The sequence below is a fragment of the Pseudoalteromonas sp. UBA6610 genome, from assembly GCF_002433295.1.
GTDB lineage: Bacteria > Pseudomonadota > Gammaproteobacteria > Enterobacterales > Alteromonadaceae > Pseudoalteromonas > Pseudoalteromonas atlantica.
In genome coordinates this window covers 13,817-33,208 of the sequence record NZ_DJHW01000017.1, presented here as the reverse complement: position 1 = coordinate 33,208, position 19,392 = coordinate 13,817, and the positions used below count along the sequence as shown (strand labels likewise).

Below are 19,392 nucleotides of genomic sequence, written 5' to 3'. Positions count from 1 at the left end.
ATATTTAAGCAGGTGTGTATGGGCACCTGCTTTAATCTTTTTGTTGAAACTTTCTTAAACCTCCTAAATAACCTCTTAATTTCTACGTAATAAAAATGGTGCGTTAGTCACTCGTTAACTATGCTTATAGTCATAAACCTACAACGGTAAGACTAATATGAAGTGTAGTGTTGTTTTGCTTTTTTTATTCAATAGTATGGGTGTCTATGCTCAAACCTTTACTTTTGGTGTAGTTCCGCAATATGAGCCACAAAAACTCACTGCAATATGGCAGCCCTTTCTTAATAAAGTAACCGAAAAAACAGGCGTGCAACTAAAGCTTGTTACCGTGGAATCAATCCCGGTTTTTGAGCAAGGGTTTGCAGATGGCGATTACGATTTTGCTTATATGAACCCATGGCATAGTGTGATTGCTTACGACAAGCAAGGCTATTTACCTATAGTGAAAGATGCCGCGCGCCATTTGCAAGGCGTATTAGTGGTCAATAAAAACAGTAATATTGAATCCGTTAAGCAGCTTGAAGGCGCCGAAATTGCTTTTCCGGCGCCTAATGCATTAGGCGCTTCTTTATTAATGCGGGCGGAGCTTGCCCTATTATATGGCTTAATAATAAAGCCTGTGTATGTACAAACGCACTCATCTGTTTATTTAAACGTGGCGCTTAACGCAACACCTGCCGGCGGCGGGGTGATGGGCACATTAAAGCAACAGCCTCAAAATTTGCAGCAAAAGCTAAAAGTTATTTACAAAACGCGGAAAGTTAGCCGCCACCCCATTGTGGTTCACCCTAGAGTAAATAATCAGGTACAAGCGCAAGTTCAACAAGCAATTATAGAAATAGGGAGCGACCCTAAACAAAAACACTTATTAGCGGGTATTCCTATAATTAACCCAAGTAAAGCAAGCATTGACGATTATAAACAATTAACGCAATGGGGTTTACGCTCGTTTTATGTTGAAAATTAACTGGTGGCGCAGCCTAAGGGTTCAAAGCTTTATTGCGGTAATGGCATTTGGCTTTTTATTAATATGCTTATTTATTTTTTACGCTTTGCCAGAGCAAGCTAGGTGGGTAAACGATGGCCTTTCTAGCGCAGCGCAGCGCTCTTTACAGCAACTATCTACATCAATAAAAACCCCTTTATTAACGCGTCAATACGCACAGCTTTATGAGCAAATAGACGCGCAACTTAATACAAACCCTAATTGGAAAGCAACTAGGGTAGTAGAGCCGACTACAGGTAATCAGTTATACCCTTTAGATGAGTGGCAGCTGTTAGCGCAGCAGGGCAATGTTACGTTAAATGAGCACATTACTTTTTTAGATAAACCTTTGGCTGAAATAACGTTAGTCGTTAATTTTGAAGACGAAATAAACGAAGCGGCCAAGCTACATTACACGTTAATTTATATTCAGTTTTTTATACTTGTGGTGTTTTTTATTGGCTTAGCTTGGTTGGTCGATTATAGAATTACCAGCCCTTTACGGGCGCTCGAAGTCGCCTTTTCTAAACTGGCTAAAGGGAACTTTGATTGCCACGTTAGTGTTCAGCAAAAAAATGAGATTGGCAGCGTCATAAATGCATTTAATAAAATGGCCGGTGAGGTTGCTACTAATCATCAAAAAGTAAACGCACTGAGAATTCAAGCCGAGTCGGCCAGTAAGGCTAAGTCTGACTTTATGGCGAGTATGAGCCATGAGCTTAGAACGCCGTTAAATGCTATTTTAGGGTTAGCGCAGCTTTATCAATATGACAGTAAAGCAACCGAGGTACACAAAGACAATGCACAAAGTATTTACCAAGCTGGGGAGCATTTACTTTTACTAATAAACGACGTGCTAGATTTAACTTCTATTGAGTCGGGGAATATGCAGTTTAACTTTGAATATGCCCCCGTGAAAGACATGCTACAGCATAGTATTGAAATGGTGAGCGAACTTGCCAGAGTTGAGCTTGTTACTATAAATACTCACAATATTGACTCCCTTGAAGGTATTTACTTATATGTAGATAAGCGCCGTTTTAAACAGGTACTGCTTAATTTACTTTCCAACGCAATAAAATATAACAAAGTGCGAGGTAAAATAGATATACGTTGCGAGATTGCTGATTCCAGCCGCTGTAATATTGATATTGAAGATACAGGGTGCGGTTTTTCAGAAGATGATATTTTAAGGCTTTTTAAACCCTTTGATAGACTAGGGGCAGAGACCAGTAAAACGCATGGTACGGGCATAGGTTTAGTTATTACTAAAGAGCTTGTAGAGCGTATGCAAGGGCAGCTACAAGTAAATAGCCAAATAAATAAAGGCGCGTGTTTTACCATTAGCTTTAATGGTTTTAAAGAAAGCGCTTTAACCACTATACAAGCTGATGGGCCGATAAGTCACCCCAGCAGTGAGCCCGCAGACTCCGCCACAGGCAAACTCCCAGTATTAAATGTGCTGGTGGCAGAAGATCAACTGACTAATCAGCAGGTTTTAAAGCAGCAACTGACCATGCTTGGCGTTAACTCAACGTTTGCAAATAATGGCGAACAGGCCTGGCAAATGCTCCAAGATAAGTCCTTCGATATGCTACTTACCGATATTCAAATGCCGTTGCTAAATGGCCTTGAATTGGCTAAAAAAATCCGAAAAAATACACAGTTCAATGAGCTCATAATTATTGCTGTTACGGCCAACATAATGGAAAAAAACATTCAAGATTGTTACAGCGCTGGGATGAACGGTTTTTTAACTAAACCGATAGAGCTTGAAAGCCTAAAAGCACTGTTGATGAAACACTCGCAAGGCATTGTTCCTTCGCATACACAGCCGCTGCAAATCACAGCGCAAGCAAGCTCTATGTACAGTCAATTAGATATGCCTTTATTGTTTTCGATGTTAGGAAAAGATACGCATGTACATTGTTTAGTATTTCAGGCGTTTTTACAGACCGCTTATGAGCAAGTTAAATTAATTGAAGCATATACACATAGTTTAAATTATGCCGATTTATCTTTTCAGGCGCATGGTTTAAAGTCATCTGCTAAATCGGTTGCAGCGTTAAAGTTAAGTGATACCTGCCAGCAGATAGAAAGCTTAGCCGCGCAAAATAAGGTCGATGAAGCGTTATTATTTGCACTACAAACAGGATTTAATGAAGTGGTTACACAGTTAAAAGTGTACTGTAATAAACATGAGGCACCTTCTTAATGCCTCATGTAATGGCCCTTTTAATTAATATTTAGCGGCCTGCCCTTTAGCGGGTAGGGAGCTTAAAATGAAGTCGCGTAAGTCGTTATTTGAAAGCTTAAGATCTTCATGTCGTAGGTACATCATATGGCCGCTGCGGTACCCTTTAAAGCTTAACCTGTCTTTCATTTTTCCACTAGGGTCAAGCTGCCATAACGTGTATTTAGCATCAAAGTAATTTGTTGCACCATCGTAGTAACCCGCTTGAATCATGACGTTTAAATACGGGTTTTGCGCCATCGCTAAACGTAAGTTTTCGCCGGTATTATTTTTACTGCGATCCCATGGGTGAACATTGCCAAATAAGTTGTATTTAACATCCGTTTTATAGTTGAGCTCTTCACGCAGGTAATAGTTAATTGCAGGCGTAAATGAGTGCAGCCAAGAGGTAAGCTCAGCCCAGTAATCAGGTGATTCGCCAGCATCGCGTTTATCAATACCTAAATAGCGCGAATCTAGACGTCCGACAGTTTGTCCGCGCTCACGTAAAAGTTCTTTCCAAAAAAATCGAGTGGGGATATCTAAGTTGTTTTGCGCTACAAACTGCTCTGAAAGGCCAGCATATTCGGCCATTTTCTTTATTATTTGGCGTTTTTTATCGGCATCGATAAAGCCACCTTTAGCGAGGGCAGGAATAAGCTCATTAATAGTGAACTGTTCTACCTCGGGTAAAAGTTCATTGAGATCTTTTTCTTGCAAGTTTTTATTCAGTGCTTTGTGATACCACGCAGTTGCAGCAAAATAAGGTAAGCGATTAGCCGCTTTTATAGGGCCGTCGCGTTTTATACCAATATCGGTCGGCGATACTAAAACCACCCCATTAATGTACATCCATTGACTGTTTTGTAGTTCATGGGCAAGGCCTGATACACGAGTAGTGCCGTAGCTTTCTCCAATTAAAAACTTAGGTGAGCGCCAGCGCTCGTTTCGGTTAACAAAGGTATTTAGCCATTCAGCTAAGTATTTTATGTCGGCATTGACACCAAAAAAGTGCTCTTTTTGTTGCTCTTTCGAAAGCATTTCACCTTTAGCGTTTTCTACTACGCGTGAATAACCTGTATTTACCGGATTTACATAAACAATATCTGCTACATCTAACACAGAGTAGGGGTTATCTTTTACGCCATAAGGCTGAATGGGGTAGCCTTCGTCATCAATTTTTAATACGCGTGGGCCAGTATAGGCTAAGTGCATCCATACAGATGCAGAGCCTGGGCCGCCATTAAACGATATCAGTAATGGGCGAGCTGCGGTGTTATCGACTTTATCTCGTGTGTAATAGGTATATTGTAATGTGGCAATGGTATCGCCATTATCATTCCACACCGGCTGAGTGCCTGTTTTAACGGTGTAGCTAAAGCGTTCACCATTAATTTTTGCTTTATGCTTAGTGACTACGTGGCTATCAATGTCTATTTTTCGTTGGTTTTCTGCTGTTGCAGTACTGCTAAGCAATACGATGGCAAGCGCTAAGGTGTAACGAGTTAATTGGACAAGCTTCATTGTCGTTCCTTATTTTTGTTTAGATGCTATTTAAAATAAAAAACACACAAATAACAAAAGTATTGAGATTAATGGTCGATAATACTGGTTAAGTCTAAACTTATACACGGCGTGTTTGTTTATTTAGGGTTAATTTATCCTAGCGTGTTTAGCTTAGCTAAAAAATCAAGTATATTTGGTCGACTTTGTATTTGAATTAAATACAAGCCTTGCGCTTACATTAATGGACCTAGCCTACTTACTGGCTACATAAACAGAACTTTACTGGATGTTTTTCATAGCTTGTCGCTTCAGTGCAAGTTTAAGTACGTAAAATAACAAGATTAAAGAGAAGTTTATGCAAAGAGTATTAGTGGTTGAAGACAGTAAAGTAGTGCAGCAGGTGCTACGCCACTTAACGGCTCAATATTTAGATGTCGCTGTCGATTTCGCATGGTCATTAAATGAATGCCAAGACTATATTGAGAAACATAAATACTCGCTGGCTTTAGTTGATTTAACTTTGCCTGATGCACCTAATGGCGAGGTCGCTAAATTTACACTTTCACACGCTATTCCTACTGTGGTACTTACCTCAAAAATTGATGAATATAAGCGCCAACAAATGCTAGAGCTTGGTGTTATTGATTACGTAATTAAAGACAATCGCGATTCATACCATTACGCTATCAAGTTAGTGGCTCAGCTTCTGAGAAATCAAGGCTGTAAGGCCTTGGTTGCTGATGATTCGGTGTTAAGCCGCTCCTTAATGAAGCAAATGCTAGAAAAGCAATTATTTGATGTAACCGATGCGCAAGATGGTCAGCAAGCACTCGAAATAATAAAAAGTAACCCTAATATAAAATTGCTCATGACCGATTATGCGATGCCATTAATGGATGGCTTTGAACTGGTTAAAGCGGTGCGTAATTTTAGAGGGCGCGATGATTTGGCCATTATCGGGCTTTCGGGTGCAGGTAAACATGGGTTATCGGCTCGGTTTATTAAATACGGTGCCAACGACTTTTTAACAAAGCCATTTATGAATGAAGAGTTTCATTGTCGTGTTATGCAAACAATGGAGCAGTTGTCACTGATTGCGGATATTAAAGAAAGTGCTTACAGAGACTATTTAACGGGTATGTATAACCGCCGTTATTTTTACCAATATGCAGAGCAACTATTAAAAAAACAACAGCAAAACACGCTTGCATTACTCGATATAGATTTTTTCAAAAATATTAATGATACCTTAGGCCACGAAGCGGGCGATCAGGCACTAAAGCAGGTAGCTACGTTAATTAAAACTACGTTTTCTAAGTTTACCGTTGCGCGGGTGGGCGGCGAAGAGTTTGCCATTATATTAGATGATATAGACACGGCGCGTGGGCGAGAGTACTTAGAAGGCTTTAGAAAAAAACTCGCTAAACATGAATTTTTAATCGATGAAAAACCGTTTTCTATCACCATTAGTATTGGTGTTGCTGATTTTCAAAACACTGATTTAACTCAGGCCATGCGCATCGCAGATGCGGCCCTTTACGAAGCCAAAAACAATGGCCGAAACTGTGTTGTGTAAATATAAAAAATAACACTAATTACAAGCTAGTAGGGCGTCACTTTTGGAGATGCACCAATGTAGCTAAGTTGTTAAAAAAGCGCACCTTGATGGTGCGTTTTTTTTGTTTTAAATTTACTATTTATACTTATCTCTTTGATATTAAATGTTTTTTAATAGTGGCACAAAGGTTGGATTATGTAAGCCAACAGGATAACAATAAAGCGTCCGAGGGGGCCACTATGAAAATGATTAGTGCAATCATAAAACCATTTAAATTAGATGATGTGCGTGAAGCGCTCGCTGATTTAGGTATTGAAGGGATGACCGTAGTTGATGTTAAAGGTTTTGGACGTCAACGAGGCCATACAGAGCTGTATCGTGGAGCAGAGTATCAGGTAGATTTTATTCCTAAGATCAAACTTGAAATTGCTACTCGTACTGAAAATTGCCAACGCGTAGTTGAAGCAATTACCAAAATTGCATCAACAGGCAAAATTGGTGACGGTAAAATTTTCGTGTACGACTTAGATCAAATTGTGCGTATTCGTACGGGCGAACTTGATGAAGAAGCAATTTAAGGGGGCTGATTAATGGAAAACACAATTGTAGAACTCAAATTTTCACTCGACACCTTTTATTTTCTGGTGTCAGGTATATTAGTAATGTGGATGGCAGCAGGCTTTGCCATGTTAGAAGCGGGTTTAGTGCGCTCTAAAAACACCACTGAAATTTTAACTAAAAACGTGGCGCTGTATTCTATCGCATGTACCATGTTTTTATTGGTTGGCTACAACATCATGTATGTAGACAACGCTGAAGGCGGCATCATCCCTTCAATTGGCGCATTAATTGGCACGCAAGCGGCCGATGCTGACCACTCTTTAGAATCTGACTTTTTCTTCCAAGTAGTATTTGTTGCAACGGCTATGTCGATTGTATCGGGTGCTGTTGCTGAACGTATGAAGTTATTTGCTTTCTTAGCATTTGCAGTTGTTTTAACTGGCTTTATTTACCCAATGGAAGGTTACTGGACATGGGGCGGCGGTTTCTTATCAGAAATGGGTTTTGTAGATTTTGCAGGCTCTGCCATTGTTCACGGTGCTGGTGCTGCAGCTGCTTTAGCAGGTGTTATTTTACTTGGCGCTCGTAAAGGTAAATACGGTAAAAACGGTGAAATTTACCCAATTCCAGGCTCTAACCTACCACTTGCTACATTAGGTACGTTTATTTTATGGATGGGTTGGTTTGGTTTTAACGGTGGTTCGCAATTACTTCTTTCAGACAAAGAAAATGCAACCGCTGTAGGTCAAATTTTACTTAACACCAATGCCGCAGCGGCAATGGGTGCAATTGCTGCACTGTTTGTATGTAAAGTGTTGTGGGGTAAAGCTGATTTAACTATGGTACTAAACGGCGCATTAGCAGGCTTAGTTGTTATTACAGCAGACCCACTTTCACCATCTCCATTAATGGCGTGTTTACTAGGTATTTTAGGTGGCTCACTGGTTGTATTTAGCATTGTAGCTCTAGATAAAGCGAAGATTGATGACCCAGTAGGTGCTATCTCTGTTCACGGTGTATGTGGCGCGCTAGGTATTATGTTAGTGCCTGTATCTAACGGCGATGCAAACTTTGTAACACAGCTTATTGGCTTAGTGACTATTTTAGCCTTTGTTTTTGTAGCTTCATTTATTGTGTGGGCTATTTTAAAGCAAACTATGGGTATTCGCGTAACCGAAGAAGAAGAGCTAAGCGGTATGGACCAACACGATTGTGGTGTTGATGCTTACCCTGAGTTTGTATCTGTTCGCAGTAACTAATATTAAATAGATTAATCATTGTGTTCACAAAGCCCTACCTTGGTAGGGCTTTTTTTCGTTTCAGGGAAGGTTAACTTTTCAGGTGTTAGGCTATACCCAATATGCTAAGCTCACACTCGTGAATAAACCTTGGAATAAATTACACTTAAATGGCTGACAACAAAAAAACACCCAGTAGTAAAACCACTCCTAAGCGTGCACCTAAAGCAACCAGCTCGCCACGTAAAGCTAAATCAAAAACGACTAAAAAAACGTCAAACACTGTTGTTAAACGCACATTTATGCGAAAAACATGGTCTGTTTTTTGGAAATTGAGCTTAGCTGTTTTTATTGCTATGGCCATGTATCTTATTTATTTAGATTCAAAAACAACACGTATATTTGAAGGTAATAAATGGCAGTTACCTGCCCAAGTATACGCACGCTCAATGGAGTTTTACCCAGGGCAGTTTTTATCTAGCCAAGAGGTTGTGTGGGAGCTTGAGCGCCTAAATTATTCATCAGTTAATAGGCTAAGCCGCACGGGGCAGTTTGTAAAAACAGCCGATAGCATAAAAATTTACCGACGCGACTTTGAGTTTTATGATGGCCTTGAAGAATCGCACATTATTGAGCTGCGTTTTGCGGGGCAAAAGGTAGCAACCATTAAAGATAAATTTGGCAGGCGGCTAAACAGTGCTCGCCTAGAGCCTGTGCAAATAGCCCGTATTGGAAATGATTCAAAGCAAGATAGAGAGTTTGTACCGCTTGATAAGTTTCCGCCTATGTTGAAAGACACGTTATTAGTGGTAGAAGATAGGGATTTTTATCAGCACCATGGTGTGTCGGTATTTTCTATTTTGCGCGCGCTATATTCAAACATTAAAGCAGGGCGTACCGTGCAAGGTGGTAGCACCTTAACGCAGCAGCTTGCAAAAAATATATACCTAACGCGTGAGCGTTCTTTAGTGCGTAAAATAAATGAAGCATTTATTGCGCTTATTCTAGATTACCGTTATTCAAAAGATCAGATTTTAGAAGCTTATTTGAATGAAGTTTACCTAGGTCAGTCTTATAACCAAGGCGTGCATGGCATGGGCTTGGCCTCTGAGTTTTATTTTTCAAAGCCTGTTGATGAGCTGGAATATGACCAAATAGCGCTGCTGGTAGCGATGGTCAAAGGGCCTTCGTATTACAATCCTCGACGCTATAAAGAGCGCACTATGGAGCGTCGCGACCTAGTACTGCGCTTAATGGTTGAAAACAAGCTACTAACTACAAAAGAATACCGTGCATCACTTAAACGCCCAATTGATATAGCGCCTATGAAAGCAAGTTTACAAAAGTCATACCCTGGCTTTTTAGAACTTGTAAACCGTGAGCTTAAGCAGTTATTACCCGATCAAAAAACACTAGATGCCGGCGTGCGTGTATTTACTTACTTTGATTTGCAAAAACAAACGGCGATGGAAGAGTCCATTCAAAAAAGTTTACCGTATCTAGAAAAACGCCCTAACACCGATAAACTCGAAGCAGCCATGATCTCAGTTAATGTAGAAAAAGGCGGTGTGTCGGCTTTAGTGTCGGGGCGCGATGTTCGCTACTCAGGTTTTAACCGAGTGCTCGATACTAAACGAAATATTGGCTCTTTAGTTAAACCCGCGGTGTACTTAACAGCCCTGCAGTTACCACATTATAACTTAGCCACATTACTTGATGACTCCCCTGTGCAGGTAACAAATGAGCAGGGTAAAGTGTGGCAACCTGAGAACTTTGATCACCAATACCGAGGCGCATTGCCACTTTATAAAGCCTTCAGTAACAGTATTAATATTCCTGCGGTAAATTTAGGCCTAGATGTAGGTGTTGATAAAGTAGCAAATACGCTCAAAGGATTAGGCGCAAAAGGTAATATAGATGAATACCCCTCGCTGCTACTTGGTGCTGTAGAAATGTCGAGCTTTGAGGTTGCCCAGCTTTATACCACTATCGCAGCAGATGGCGAGTATAGAGAGCTTACCTCTGTATCTGCGCTAACAGACTCGGTAGGTAACGTTTTGTATAAGCATAAAGTTAAGTCTGAGCCGCGCTTTGCAAAAGACGCAGTATATATGACTAAATATGCCATGAAGCGAGTGACAAAAGACGGCACCGCTAAGCGTTTAAATTTACACTTTCCATCAATTCAGCTTGCCGGTAAAACAGGCACTAGTAATGATTTACGTGATAGCTGGTTTGCAGGGTTTGATCAAAACACAGTGACCGTTGCATGGCTTGGTAGAGACGATAATAGAAGCACCGGTTTAACAGGGAGTGTGGGCGCGTTAGAAGCTTATATTCGTTACTTAAAACCGCTCAACCCTGAAGCAATAGCTGATACACGCCCGCCATCAATAAGATGGGCTTTCGTTAATGAAAGAACGGGTTTACAAGCACCGCCCGGATGCGGAAAAGTCATTCAGTTACCACTAAGAGCCAGTGAGTTTGAACCTAGGCCGCAGTGTATACGCTAATAAAATAAAACCTTAATAATAAAACCGCTAACTCAGCGGTTTTATTATATTTAGCTTACCTATCAAGATTTAAAAAATTGCATTGATTTAGTTAAGTTATCAGATAGCTGACTAAGTTGCTGTGCGTCTTGCAGTGTAGATTGTGCAGAGAGAAGAGTGTGATCTGCTAAGTTACTGACTTCTTGTGCATCAGTTAATGCTTGGGTGGTTGCGTTAGATTGCTCTTTAACCCGCAGTGCTATCTCTTCGCCTTGGTGTTTTATATCGCCCATGCTTTGCTCTGCATTTTGTAAAATATCGTTTGTTTCGGTGGCGGCTTTTACCGATTGTTCCATCTTCTGGACACTTGAGCGCATTTTTTGTTGTGTATCGTCAGAAGCTTGTTGGAGAGAGCTAATAATTTGGTGAATTTCTTGCGTTTGAGTTTGTGTACGCTGGGCGAGGGTTCTTACTTCATCGGCTACCACGGCAAAACCACGGCCATGTTCACCGGCTCGTGCTGCCTCAATGGCGGCATTAAGTGCAAGTAAGTTAGTTTGATCGGCTATTTCGCTAATACCTTTACTTACTTTACTAATTTCTTGGCTATCTTGAGCTAGTCTATCTAAGGCTTGTTGGCTTTCGGTAAATTCAACCTGAAGGTCTTGCATGTATTTGGCAAGTTCCATGGTGTTGTTAGAGCCTTGCTTTACATGCTGCGCGGCATCTTGTGCTGTTAACACCGCTTGATTAGCAGAGTCTTCAACACTTAGCGCACTTTGCTCCATATTACTTAGTGCATCATGAATAGCGTTTACCCGCATTTGCTGTTTTTCAACATCGTTACTCGTTTGGCTGCTTGCCTGTGAAAGCGATTTAGTGGCGCCGCATAGCTCCACAGTACTTGCTTTTACATTCTCTAAAAGTTTTGAAAAGGCATTAAGAAGTGCGTTATATCGCGCTGCAATAATATCCATTTCATCATTAGTACTTGAGTTGATAACCGCATTTAAGTCGCCACTTGCTGCTCTTTGCGCAGCTTCGGCAAAGCGATTAATGGTATCGACCACAGCAAAGTAAAAACCTATCATCAAGTAAAACGCAAAGAGTAAACTTATTACAGATGCTGCTAATACTGTGTTTCTGATCCACTGCTGTGTTTGAAGTTTATTTTCAATAAGGGTTTCAAGGGTAGGGATGCTTTTATCAATTAGTTGGCTAATACGACTTAGCACTTGGCTGGTAAGCCCTGCAAATTCGTTTTGTGTAAGCTGTATATCATCTGGTTCAAGCAGCTTTTTATCAATGGCTGTTTTAAAAGCGGCTATGGCGTTATGTAAATTAGTGAGAGAGGGCGTGAGTGCTTTATTTACAGATGCATCGGCCGTGGTGGCAATTGTAAGTATTTTATCGAGTTGCTGCTGGTACAAAGGGAGCGACTTACTTAAGTTTGAAAGCGCAATAAAAGTCTCTGGTGTAAAACGCTGGTTAGTAAGAACAGTATTAGCGCTTTGCGCTGTCGCATTTATCTGCATGATAAGCGCAGGTATAGGCGTAACTAATGCGCGATTAACATAAGCACTCGCAAGTTGGTTATCTAAGGCTAAATTAGACTGTATTGAAACCAGCTCAAGTACGTCATTTATTTGCTCATCTTTTACATTAAAACCACGTGCTTTAGCTACTTTTACATTTTTATAGGTTTCACCCTGCATTTGATTTGCAAGAATGTCTCTGTAGCTCAGTAATCCTTGTTTTTGCATTTGAGAGACGCTTATACTCTCGCTTAATAAAGAGACTAAAAAAAACAAACTAAGCGCAAGGGGTAATAATAAAATACCAAAAACTAAACCAATTTTAGTTTTATATTTTAAGTTGCCCATTAATGATATAGCAGGTGCTGCTAAGTGCCTTAAGCTCGTCATACGTTTCTCTTGTGGGGTAAAAGTGAGTCTAAAAAGTGAGACCGTATAAAGGCTAAAAACCATTCAATTATCAATACGCACAAATAAAAAAAGCCCGTAAGGGCTTTTTTTAACTACAGAGTTAATAACGCACATTATTAACACATGTATTGGATGCTTATAGCTTAGCGAAGGCGCGCTCTGCAGCTTCAATAGTTGCTTGTACTTCTTGCTCTGTGTGCGCAGCACACACAAACCCTGCTTCAAATGCAGACGGTGCTAGGTATACGCCTTCTTCCAGCATTAAGTGGAAAAAGCGTTTAAAACGTTCTAAATCACATTCTGTAGCTTGTTTATAAGTGGTTACTTTTTCTGCTTCAGTGAAGAAAAAGCCATACATACCGCCAGCGTAGTTAGTGGTTAAAGGAATGCCTGCTTTTTTAGCGCCTGCTTCAAAACCTTCACAAATAGCTTTAGAAATAGCTTCTAACTTATCGTGCAAACCTGGTTCACTTAATAGCTCAAGCGATTTTAAACCCGCAGCCATTGCAATAGGGTTACCAGAAAGTGTACCGGCTTGGTAAACCGGACCTACTGGCGCAATGTAATCCATAATTTCGGTTTTGCCGCCAAAGGCACCAACAGGCATGCCGCCGCCAATGACTTTACCTAAACATGTTAAGTCAGGTTTGATGTTGTAATACGCCTGAGCGCCACCTAAAGCAACACGAAAGCCGGTCATTACTTCGTCAAAAATAAGCACTGATTTGTACTCATCACATACTGCACGCAAGCCTTCTAAAAAGCCTTCTACAGGAGGAATACAGTTCATGTTACCCGCTACTGGCTCAACGATAATACAGGCAATGTCGTCTGCGTATTTTTCAAATACAGCTTTTACTTCATCAAGGTTATTAAACGATACGGTAAGCGTGTGCTTTGCAAAATCCTCAGGGATACCAGGTGAATTTGGCACACCCATGGTTAATGCGCCAGAGCCTGCTTTTACTAATAATGAGTCGGCATGGCCGTGGTAACAACCTTCAAACTTAAGGATTTTATCACGCCCTGTATAGCCACGTGCTAAGCGAATGGCGCTCATTGTTGCTTCGGTACCCGAGCTTACCATACGTACTTTTTCGATTGAGGGTACAAGCGCTTTTACTTTTTCGGCCATTAAAATTTCGGCTTCAGTGGGCGCCCCATAACTTAAACCGTTTTCTACCGCTTCGTGAACAGCTTGCTTTATAGCTGGGTGGTTATGGCCCATGATCATCGGACCCCACGAACCTACGTAATCAATATAACGGTTGCCATCAGCGTCAAAGGTAAAGGCACCCTCGGCTTTGGTAATAAATAGTGGCGTACCACCTACACCGTTAAATGCACGTACAGGTGAATTTACGCCACCAGGAATTGAAGTTTGTGCACGATTAAATAAATCTTGGCTAATTGTCATGAAAAATCCTATTAGTTGTCGCTTGGTAAAAGTGTTTAGCTGTCGCGTTTGCGGCTAAACCAAGGTACGTCTACTTCATATTGCTCGACTTTGTTTTCTACGCCGAGGGTTAAAGCAAACAGTGCCATACGAATTAACACGCCATTTTGTACTTGGCGGAATATAGCTAAATTGTCGTTACTGTTTAAGTCGTTATCAAGCTCATTAGCTTCTAAACGGCTATCGCGTGGTAGCGGGTGCATAAGCACGGAGTTTGGCTTACAGTGCGCGTTATAAATTGATTGGCTAATTCTAAAGCCGCCACGGTATTTATTGGCTTCTTCTTGTGAAGGGAAGCGCTCTTCTTGAATACGTGTTTGGTACACAATATCGGCTGCTAAGTTCCCTTCCATTTTGTTGACTAATTGTATTTTATGGCCTGCATTTTCTACCGCATCTAAAATACTCGTTGGCATTTGCAGGCCGTCGGGCGCCACCATCGAAAATTTTACGTTTTTGTAATGGCACAATAATTTAGATAGTGAATGTACTGTGCGGCCATATTTTAAATCGCCAACTAAGGCGATATGCATGCCATCAATGTTTTGATCAAATCGGTTGAGTTCACGTTCAATAGTAAGCAAGTCAAGTAGTGCTTGAGTAGGGTGCTCGTTTGGGCCATCACCGCCGTTAATTACCGGTACGGTACAACCGTCTGCAAATTCGCTTACCGAGCCTGCATCAGGATGGCGCATAGCGACAGCATCAGCGTACGCTGAAATAACGCGCGCAGTGTCGTAAAGCGATTCGCCTTTAGCAAGGGCTGAGCTTTGCATGCCGGTTGTTTCGCGCACGCCACCGCCTAATAAATTAAAGGCAGTACCAAAGCTTACACGCGTACGCGTGCTTGGTTCAAAAAACAAATTAGCTAAAATAGCGCCTTCCAGCACTGTTGTTTGCTTTTGTTTTTTAGCATAAGGCTCCATTTTTTTCGCTACTGCAAAAATACGCTCAATGCAGTCTCTGTCGAGTTGATTTACCGACAGTATATGTTCACCTTGGAAACTTAACATGGGGTTGTTCCTAATCAATCAAAGGGGCGCGATAATCCATTAAAATGGGGCACGCAATCGCGCGTGTTATAGCAAGTATTGTAAATTGCAGCGCAGTTTAACATGCGCTACACAGCTTATAAATTAGGTTTTATTACCGCAAGCGCTACAATCATTAGCAGCGCAATAACTGGGAGCTCATTAAAAATACGATAAAAACGGTCCGTTTTGGTATTTCTGTCGTGTTTAAAGTCGCTCAGTAATTTAAAGCAGTAGCCGTGGTATAGATATAAAATAATGACCAGTACCAGTTTGTAGTGCAGCCACATGCTATATCTAAACCACTCACGGCCATATTCTACAATAGTGAGTACACCAAAAACGGCCGTTAAAATAGCAAACGGTGTAACAAAAAAGAGTAGCCGACGCTCCATTACTTTAAGCATTGAGTTACAGGCTTTTTCTTCGCTCATTGCGTGGTATACAAATAACCGAGGTAAATAAAAAATACCGGCAAACCAAGCAATCATAAAAAAAATGTGCAGTGTTTTATAAATTAGTAAAGCGCTCATAAGAATCCTAAAGTAGGCTGTTACGAATAGTTAAAATATTATTTATTTGATCCCAGCGTAATAGCCCCATTATTTGCTGATCATCTAGCAAGTTGTATACATACAGGGCGCCGCTGCGTTTATCTTTTAAAATATCAAAGGCATCAGCTAAGGTCGACTGGCTGCTAATGCCTTGTAAGCTAATGTAGTTTATATTTATGTTTTCGCCCGACATCAGGGTAAGGTCGTACTCTGCTAAGCGATAGCCGTTTTCTTCATCGTAAACTATTAAAGGGGTTTGGCTATCCATGGCGTCTAAGGTGTTTTTAATTTGCTCTTTATCGTCTGAATAAAGCAGTTTAAAGTCCTCATCCATATCATCCATTATGCCCACTTTTTGTAGCGCCTCCGTTGCGGGCGATACATGATAGGGTAGCCCCTGAAAATCAAGCTGTTGCAAAAATATAGACCGATTGCCAAATACTTGCAGCGCCGTTACATAGGCGGTTGTTATCACTAACATGGCCGGTACAATAATCTCTGGCGAGGACGTAAGCTCCATCACAGTTGTTAATGCTGCTAACGGCGCATGTAATGTAGCTGCGAGTAATCCTGCCATTCCTAATACGCCGTATGTGCCTGCAATGTCAGCACCTGGGCTTATAAATTGGGCAAAAAAGGCCATTAAAGTACCTGTTAATACACCTAGCCCAATAACGGGGCCTATTAAGCCACCCGGTATTCCTAGGCCAATGGCAAACAGGGTCGCCAGCAGTTTAGCTATTAAAATAGTGGTAAGTAGCTGCGCGTTTTCAGGCGATTCAACCGCAATAGTAATCGCACTCATACCCGAACCCATTGCTTGGGGAACTGCATAGGCAATAATACTCGCAATACAACCTGCAATGAGTAAACGAGGAAACATACTTAAAGGTTTAAATGTTTTTATGATCAGCATTAAATTTTGATTAAAGCTATAGGCAATTGCCCCTAGGGCCATGCCACATAAAATTAAATATGGGTAATGCCAACCACTCAATGGCGTAATGCTAATAAGTGCAAGCTCTGAGCCTTCACCAAACACAAATTGGGTTGCTAATGCACCAGTTAGTGCGGCAAGCATAATTGGTACAAAAATATGCACTTTGTACTCACGTAGCACCACTTCCATTACAAAAATAACCGCAGCCAGTGGGGTATTAAACGAGGCCGCAATACCAGCGGCGACACCACAGCCACTTAATGTGCGCATGGCGTTATGTGGTAAATGAAGCTTATCGGCTAATATACTTGCGCCAGTGGCGCCCATATGAACAGATGGCCCTTCGCGGCCCACCGAAAAACCACTAATAAGTGCCAGTGCACCACCAACAAATTGATTTACGGTGTTGTAAAGCGGCATTTGCCCGTAGTGGCGTTTAATACGATGAATAACAAAAGGAATGCCTAATCGGTAGTGCTTAAAGCCAGTAAATGCAGCAAATGTAGCAATCAGTAGCGCAGCAATTAACGGCATTAAAACCCGTTCAAGAGTGGGGATAGTAGTAAAATTATCGGGAGTGTCTAAAAATAAGCTTTGAAAAAACAGAATCGTTAAGCGAAATAAAATAATAAAAAATGCAGCAATTAAACCAGCACTTACGCCTAATAAGCATAATTGCACAGAGGTTTTTGGTTTTGCTAATCGACGCCTGAGTTGCTCAAGCCACATGCTGTATTCTCCGCCACATTTTTTCAGCGAGCAGTTTAACAAAAGTGTGCAGGTAAGTCCTTGTGATTTTGCAATTTTAAACACTTATATTAACAAATATTACAGCAATCACTGAAAACACATTTTGCTATCGTATCGGCTAAAGCAATAGTTAAAAGCCTAAGATAGCGCAAGAGATGTTTGACTATACTTGATTAAAACACTCGGGTATTAGATAATCACGCCATTGCGATATTGAGGGTTTTAAAATGTCTGAAGAATTACCAATAAAGTTCAGCGATGCAGCTGCTGTTCGTGTTAAACAGTTAATCGACGAAGAAGAAAATCCAGATTTAAAACTGCGTGTTTACGTAACAGGTGGTGGTTGTTCTGGTTTTCAATATGGTTTTACTTTTGATGAAAAAGCAAATCCTGGCGATTTAGAAATAGTTAAAAATGGTGTAACCCTGGTTATTGACCCAATGAGTATTCAGTACTTAGTTGATGGCGAAGTGGATTACACAGAAGGGTTAGAAGGCGCACGCTTTTTTGTATCTAATCCTAATGCAACGACTACCTGTGGGTGTGGTGCAAGTTTTAGCGTTTAAGTAATTTACGCTTAGCTAATAAAGCCGCTTTAGCGGCTTTTTTAATGCCTAAAATTCAATTGGGCTGTAATGGGTAAACTGCATTATTAATACAAAAAAGCCTAATACAAAAGCAGAAAAGGCAAGTATGTATAAAAAGCCTTTTTTACCTTGTTTAATGGGTACTCCGTAGTGACGTAAAAACAAAAACCATAAAAAGCATAGTAAAATAGGCAACAAAAATAAGACTCTAAACATACTTCCTCTTTAGTCCCTCAGTTAGGGAAAAACGTTATTTATGGGAACTTTTTTACCCTTACTGTTGTTTAAACATCAATACAGCAAGGTTATTTGCACGTTAATTTGTAACAAAGTGCTTTTATCTTACAATTAATTTTTTAGGAAAAAACTTAATATTTTTGGTACGTTAACTTAAATATTCAGCATAAGTAAAGGTTAGTGGTTGGGTAAATTTATGCAAACTATGTAATTAATTATTTAACCGAACTGTTAATAGTATATAATGTATCCAAGAGTGAGACGGGCAAAATTTCACTCTTAATAAAAATAAACCTATATCCTATTTTTGCGGGTTAGCACTGAATAGATTGGTAGGTTGAATAAGTAGCAATACCTTTGCTTATTTAAGCAATAGCTTGCTATTGAATAATGTAGTGGGTATCTGCTTATATGCCTCCAATCATTGTGTGACTACTGCTTTGACGGGTATGTCATATCATCTAGTAGGAGATGTAAAATGATGGGCAAGACTGTTTCTTCTGAAGAAAACGAAAAGCTAACTAAATGGCTTAAAACAAAACGCCATGAAAAGGGTCATACAATGCGTAGCCTGGCACAAGTGCTAGGAACACCTCACTCATTTATCGGTAAGATTGAAAATCAAGAACGCCGCTTAGATGTTATTGAGTTTGTACGTTACTGTAATGCACTTGAAGTTGATCCGCATGAAGCGCTAGGCTTAATTAAAGCGGATTAATATTGTTTTGCTTAGGGTGTTATAAGGGGCACTTGAACGGCCTAAGCAAATCACGTTAATGCAGGGATGCATTACATATTTTTATGGTAATTTTGCTCTAACTGATAGAGCTTATGCCTAATCAAATATAAAAACACCAGCGAAGGTATTACCATTAATGCCGTTAACACAAAAAATAATGCCCAATTTCCCATTAGCCAATCATCAATAACTACACCACTGTAACTTGAAAGCAATGTACGCCCTAAATTCCCAAGTGAAGCCAGTAATGCATAATGTGTTGCACTAAATGCTCGGTCACATAACATCGATATAAATGCCACCATAGCCACTAACGACCAAGCCTGAGTAAAGCCATCAATTACAATAGCAAAAGCGTATAAGCCTAAATTAGGGCCAACCAGCGCAATAGCCGAAAATGCTAAATTAGACCCCGCCATAGCAACGCCACTTATAAATAACCCTTTTACAATGCCGTACTTTTGATTGAACAAGCTGCCCACAAAGGTAAAAGCAATGGTGAGTACTGCAGTGCCTACTTTTGAAAAAGTAGCTATGTCGCTGTTGCTAAAGCCTATTTCTTTATAAAAAACAATCGAC

General features: G+C 40.5%; 15 protein-coding genes and 1 pseudogene. 8 read left to right on the top strand and 8 right to left on the bottom strand.

Annotated elements, in window-relative coordinates; translation table 11 throughout:
• Positions 1-157: 157 nt before the first annotated feature.
• Together B4F91_RS01870 and B4F91_RS01865 are read left to right on the top strand one after the other, a co-directional pair.
• A complete protein-coding gene (locus B4F91_RS01870; RefSeq protein ID WP_286938973.1) occupies positions 158-967 on the top strand; it encodes a phosphate/phosphite/phosphonate ABC transporter substrate-binding protein in 810 nt (269 codons plus the stop codon).
• Positions 954-3,200, top strand: coding sequence for an ATP-binding protein (locus B4F91_RS01865; protein ID WP_286938971.1), 2,247 nt, complete (start codon positions 954-956; stop codon positions 3,198-3,200). The genes B4F91_RS01870 and B4F91_RS01865 overlap by 14 nt, the downstream gene beginning before the upstream one ends.
• Before the next feature lie 24 nt (positions 3,201-3,224).
• On the opposite strand, the gene B4F91_RS01860 is transcribed toward B4F91_RS01865, so the two are convergent.
• Positions 3,225-4,742 carry a S10 family peptidase gene (locus tag B4F91_RS01860; protein WP_248462625.1) on the bottom strand — a complete coding sequence of 506 codons (1,518 nt, stop codon included), beginning with the start codon at positions 4,740-4,742 and terminating at the stop codon, positions 3,225-3,227.
• Between the two features lie 337 nt (positions 4,743-5,079).
• Here B4F91_RS01860 and B4F91_RS01855 point away from each other — a divergent pair, with 337 nt between their 5' ends.
• From B4F91_RS01855 to mrcB, 4 genes are all read left to right on the top strand, one after another.
• Positions 5,080-6,300: a GGDEF domain-containing response regulator gene (locus tag B4F91_RS01855; protein WP_029773860.1), complete on the top strand. Its 1,221-nt coding sequence runs from the start codon at positions 5,080-5,082 to the stop codon at positions 6,298-6,300.
• A gap of 221 nt (positions 6,301-6,521) precedes the next feature.
• Positions 6,522-6,860 carry a P-II family nitrogen regulator gene (locus B4F91_RS01850; RefSeq protein ID WP_004587162.1) on the top strand — a complete coding sequence of 113 codons (339 nt, stop codon included), beginning with the start codon at positions 6,522-6,524 and terminating at the stop codon, positions 6,858-6,860.
• Between the two features lie 12 nt (positions 6,861-6,872).
• Positions 6,873-8,102 carry an ammonium transporter gene (locus B4F91_RS01845; protein ID WP_004587161.1) on the top strand — a complete coding sequence of 410 codons (1,230 nt, stop codon included), beginning with the start codon at positions 6,873-6,875 and terminating at the stop codon, positions 8,100-8,102.
• A gap of 149 nt (positions 8,103-8,251) precedes the next feature.
• On the top strand, positions 8,252-10,594 hold the full coding sequence (gene mrcB / locus B4F91_RS01840) for a penicillin-binding protein 1B (protein ID WP_004587160.1): 2,343 nt from the start codon (positions 8,252-8,254) through the stop codon (positions 10,592-10,594).
• Positions 10,595-10,656: 62 nt separating this feature from the next.
• Here the strand turns inward: mrcB and B4F91_RS01835 are convergent, their stop codons facing one another.
• The 5 genes from B4F91_RS01835 to B4F91_RS01815 all read right to left on the bottom strand — a co-directional run bounded on the left by B4F91_RS01835 (position 10,657) and on the right by B4F91_RS01815 (position 17,229).
• Positions 10,657-12,498, bottom strand: coding sequence for a methyl-accepting chemotaxis protein (locus B4F91_RS01835; protein WP_288635348.1), 1,842 nt, complete (start codon positions 12,496-12,498; stop codon positions 10,657-10,659).
• 157 nt (positions 12,499-12,655) lie between these two features.
• Complete coding sequence (gene hemL / locus B4F91_RS01830) at positions 12,656-13,936, bottom strand: glutamate-1-semialdehyde 2,1-aminomutase (RefSeq protein WP_004587157.1); 1,281 nt, start codon at positions 13,934-13,936, stop codon at positions 12,656-12,658.
• A 35-nt stretch (positions 13,937-13,971) separates the two neighbouring features.
• Positions 13,972-14,988: an aspartate carbamoyltransferase gene (locus tag B4F91_RS01825; RefSeq protein WP_004587156.1), complete on the bottom strand. Its 1,017-nt coding sequence runs from the start codon at positions 14,986-14,988 to the stop codon at positions 13,972-13,974.
• Positions 14,989-15,104: 116 nt separating this feature from the next.
• Positions 15,105-15,539, bottom strand: a complete 435-nt coding sequence (locus B4F91_RS01820) for a CopD family protein (protein WP_055252947.1) — start codon at positions 15,537-15,539, stop codon at positions 15,105-15,107.
• Between the two features lie 7 nt (positions 15,540-15,546).
• Positions 15,547-17,229, bottom strand: coding sequence for a chloride channel protein (locus B4F91_RS01815; RefSeq protein WP_055252948.1), 1,683 nt, complete (start codon positions 17,227-17,229; stop codon positions 15,547-15,549).
• A gap of 248 nt (positions 17,230-17,477) precedes the next feature.
• Here B4F91_RS01815 and erpA point away from each other — a divergent pair, with 248 nt between their 5' ends.
• Positions 17,478-17,816 carry an iron-sulfur cluster insertion protein ErpA gene (gene erpA / locus B4F91_RS01810; RefSeq protein ID WP_002958911.1) on the top strand — a complete coding sequence of 113 codons (339 nt, stop codon included), beginning with the start codon at positions 17,478-17,480 and terminating at the stop codon, positions 17,814-17,816.
• A gap of 48 nt (positions 17,817-17,864) precedes the next feature.
• Here the strand turns inward: erpA and B4F91_RS01805 are convergent, their stop codons facing one another.
• The gene (locus B4F91_RS01805) at positions 17,865-18,053 is read right to left on the bottom strand and encodes a hypothetical protein (protein WP_004587152.1); all 189 of its coding nucleotides are present in this window, start codon (positions 18,051-18,053) and stop codon (positions 17,865-17,867) included.
• 499 nt (positions 18,054-18,552) lie between these two features.
• On the opposite strand from B4F91_RS01805, the gene B4F91_RS01800 reads away from it, so the two are divergent.
• Positions 18,553-18,792: a helix-turn-helix domain-containing protein gene (locus B4F91_RS01800; RefSeq protein WP_004587151.1), complete on the top strand. Its 240-nt coding sequence runs from the start codon at positions 18,553-18,555 to the stop codon at positions 18,790-18,792.
• Between the two features lie 71 nt (positions 18,793-18,863).
• On the opposite strand, the pseudogene B4F91_RS01795 reads toward B4F91_RS01800, so the two are convergent.
• Positions 18,864-19,392: pseudogene (locus B4F91_RS01795) on the bottom strand (MFS transporter); the annotation flags it as partial.

Bases quoted from the DNA above. Each gene is read 5' to 3' on its own strand.
- B4F91_RS01870 (WP_286938973.1), top strand. From the start codon at position 158: ATGAAGTGTAGTGTTGTTTTGCTTTTTTTATTCAATAGTATGGGTGTC.
- B4F91_RS01865 (WP_286938971.1), top strand. From the start codon at position 954: ATGTTGAAAATTAACTGGTGGCGCAGCCTAAGGGTTCAAAGCTTTATT.
- B4F91_RS01860 (WP_248462625.1), bottom strand. From the start codon at position 4,742: ATGAAGCTTGTCCAATTAACTCGTTACACCTTAGCGCTTGCCATCGTA.
- B4F91_RS01855 (WP_029773860.1), top strand. From the start codon at position 5,080: ATGCAAAGAGTATTAGTGGTTGAAGACAGTAAAGTAGTGCAGCAGGTG.
- B4F91_RS01850 (WP_004587162.1), top strand. From the start codon at position 6,522: ATGAAAATGATTAGTGCAATCATAAAACCATTTAAATTAGATGATGTG.
- B4F91_RS01845 (WP_004587161.1), top strand. From the start codon at position 6,873: ATGGAAAACACAATTGTAGAACTCAAATTTTCACTCGACACCTTTTAT.
- mrcB (WP_004587160.1), top strand. From the start codon at position 8,252: ATGGCTGACAACAAAAAAACACCCAGTAGTAAAACCACTCCTAAGCGT.
- B4F91_RS01835 (WP_288635348.1), bottom strand. From the start codon at position 12,498: ATGACGAGCTTAAGGCACTTAGCAGCACCTGCTATATCATTAATGGGC.
- hemL (WP_004587157.1), bottom strand. From the start codon at position 13,936: ATGACAATTAGCCAAGATTTATTTAATCGTGCACAAACTTCAATTCCT.
- B4F91_RS01825 (WP_004587156.1), bottom strand. From the start codon at position 14,988: ATGTTAAGTTTCCAAGGTGAACATATACTGTCGGTAAATCAACTCGAC.
- B4F91_RS01820 (WP_055252947.1), bottom strand. From the start codon at position 15,539: ATGAGCGCTTTACTAATTTATAAAACACTGCACATTTTTTTTATGATT.
- B4F91_RS01815 (WP_055252948.1), bottom strand. From the start codon at position 17,229: ATGTGGCTTGAGCAACTCAGGCGTCGATTAGCAAAACCAAAAACCTCT.
- erpA (WP_002958911.1), top strand. From the start codon at position 17,478: ATGTCTGAAGAATTACCAATAAAGTTCAGCGATGCAGCTGCTGTTCGT.
- B4F91_RS01805 (WP_004587152.1), bottom strand. From the start codon at position 18,053: ATGTTTAGAGTCTTATTTTTGTTGCCTATTTTACTATGCTTTTTATGG.
- B4F91_RS01800 (WP_004587151.1), top strand. From the start codon at position 18,553: ATGATGGGCAAGACTGTTTCTTCTGAAGAAAACGAAAAGCTAACTAAA.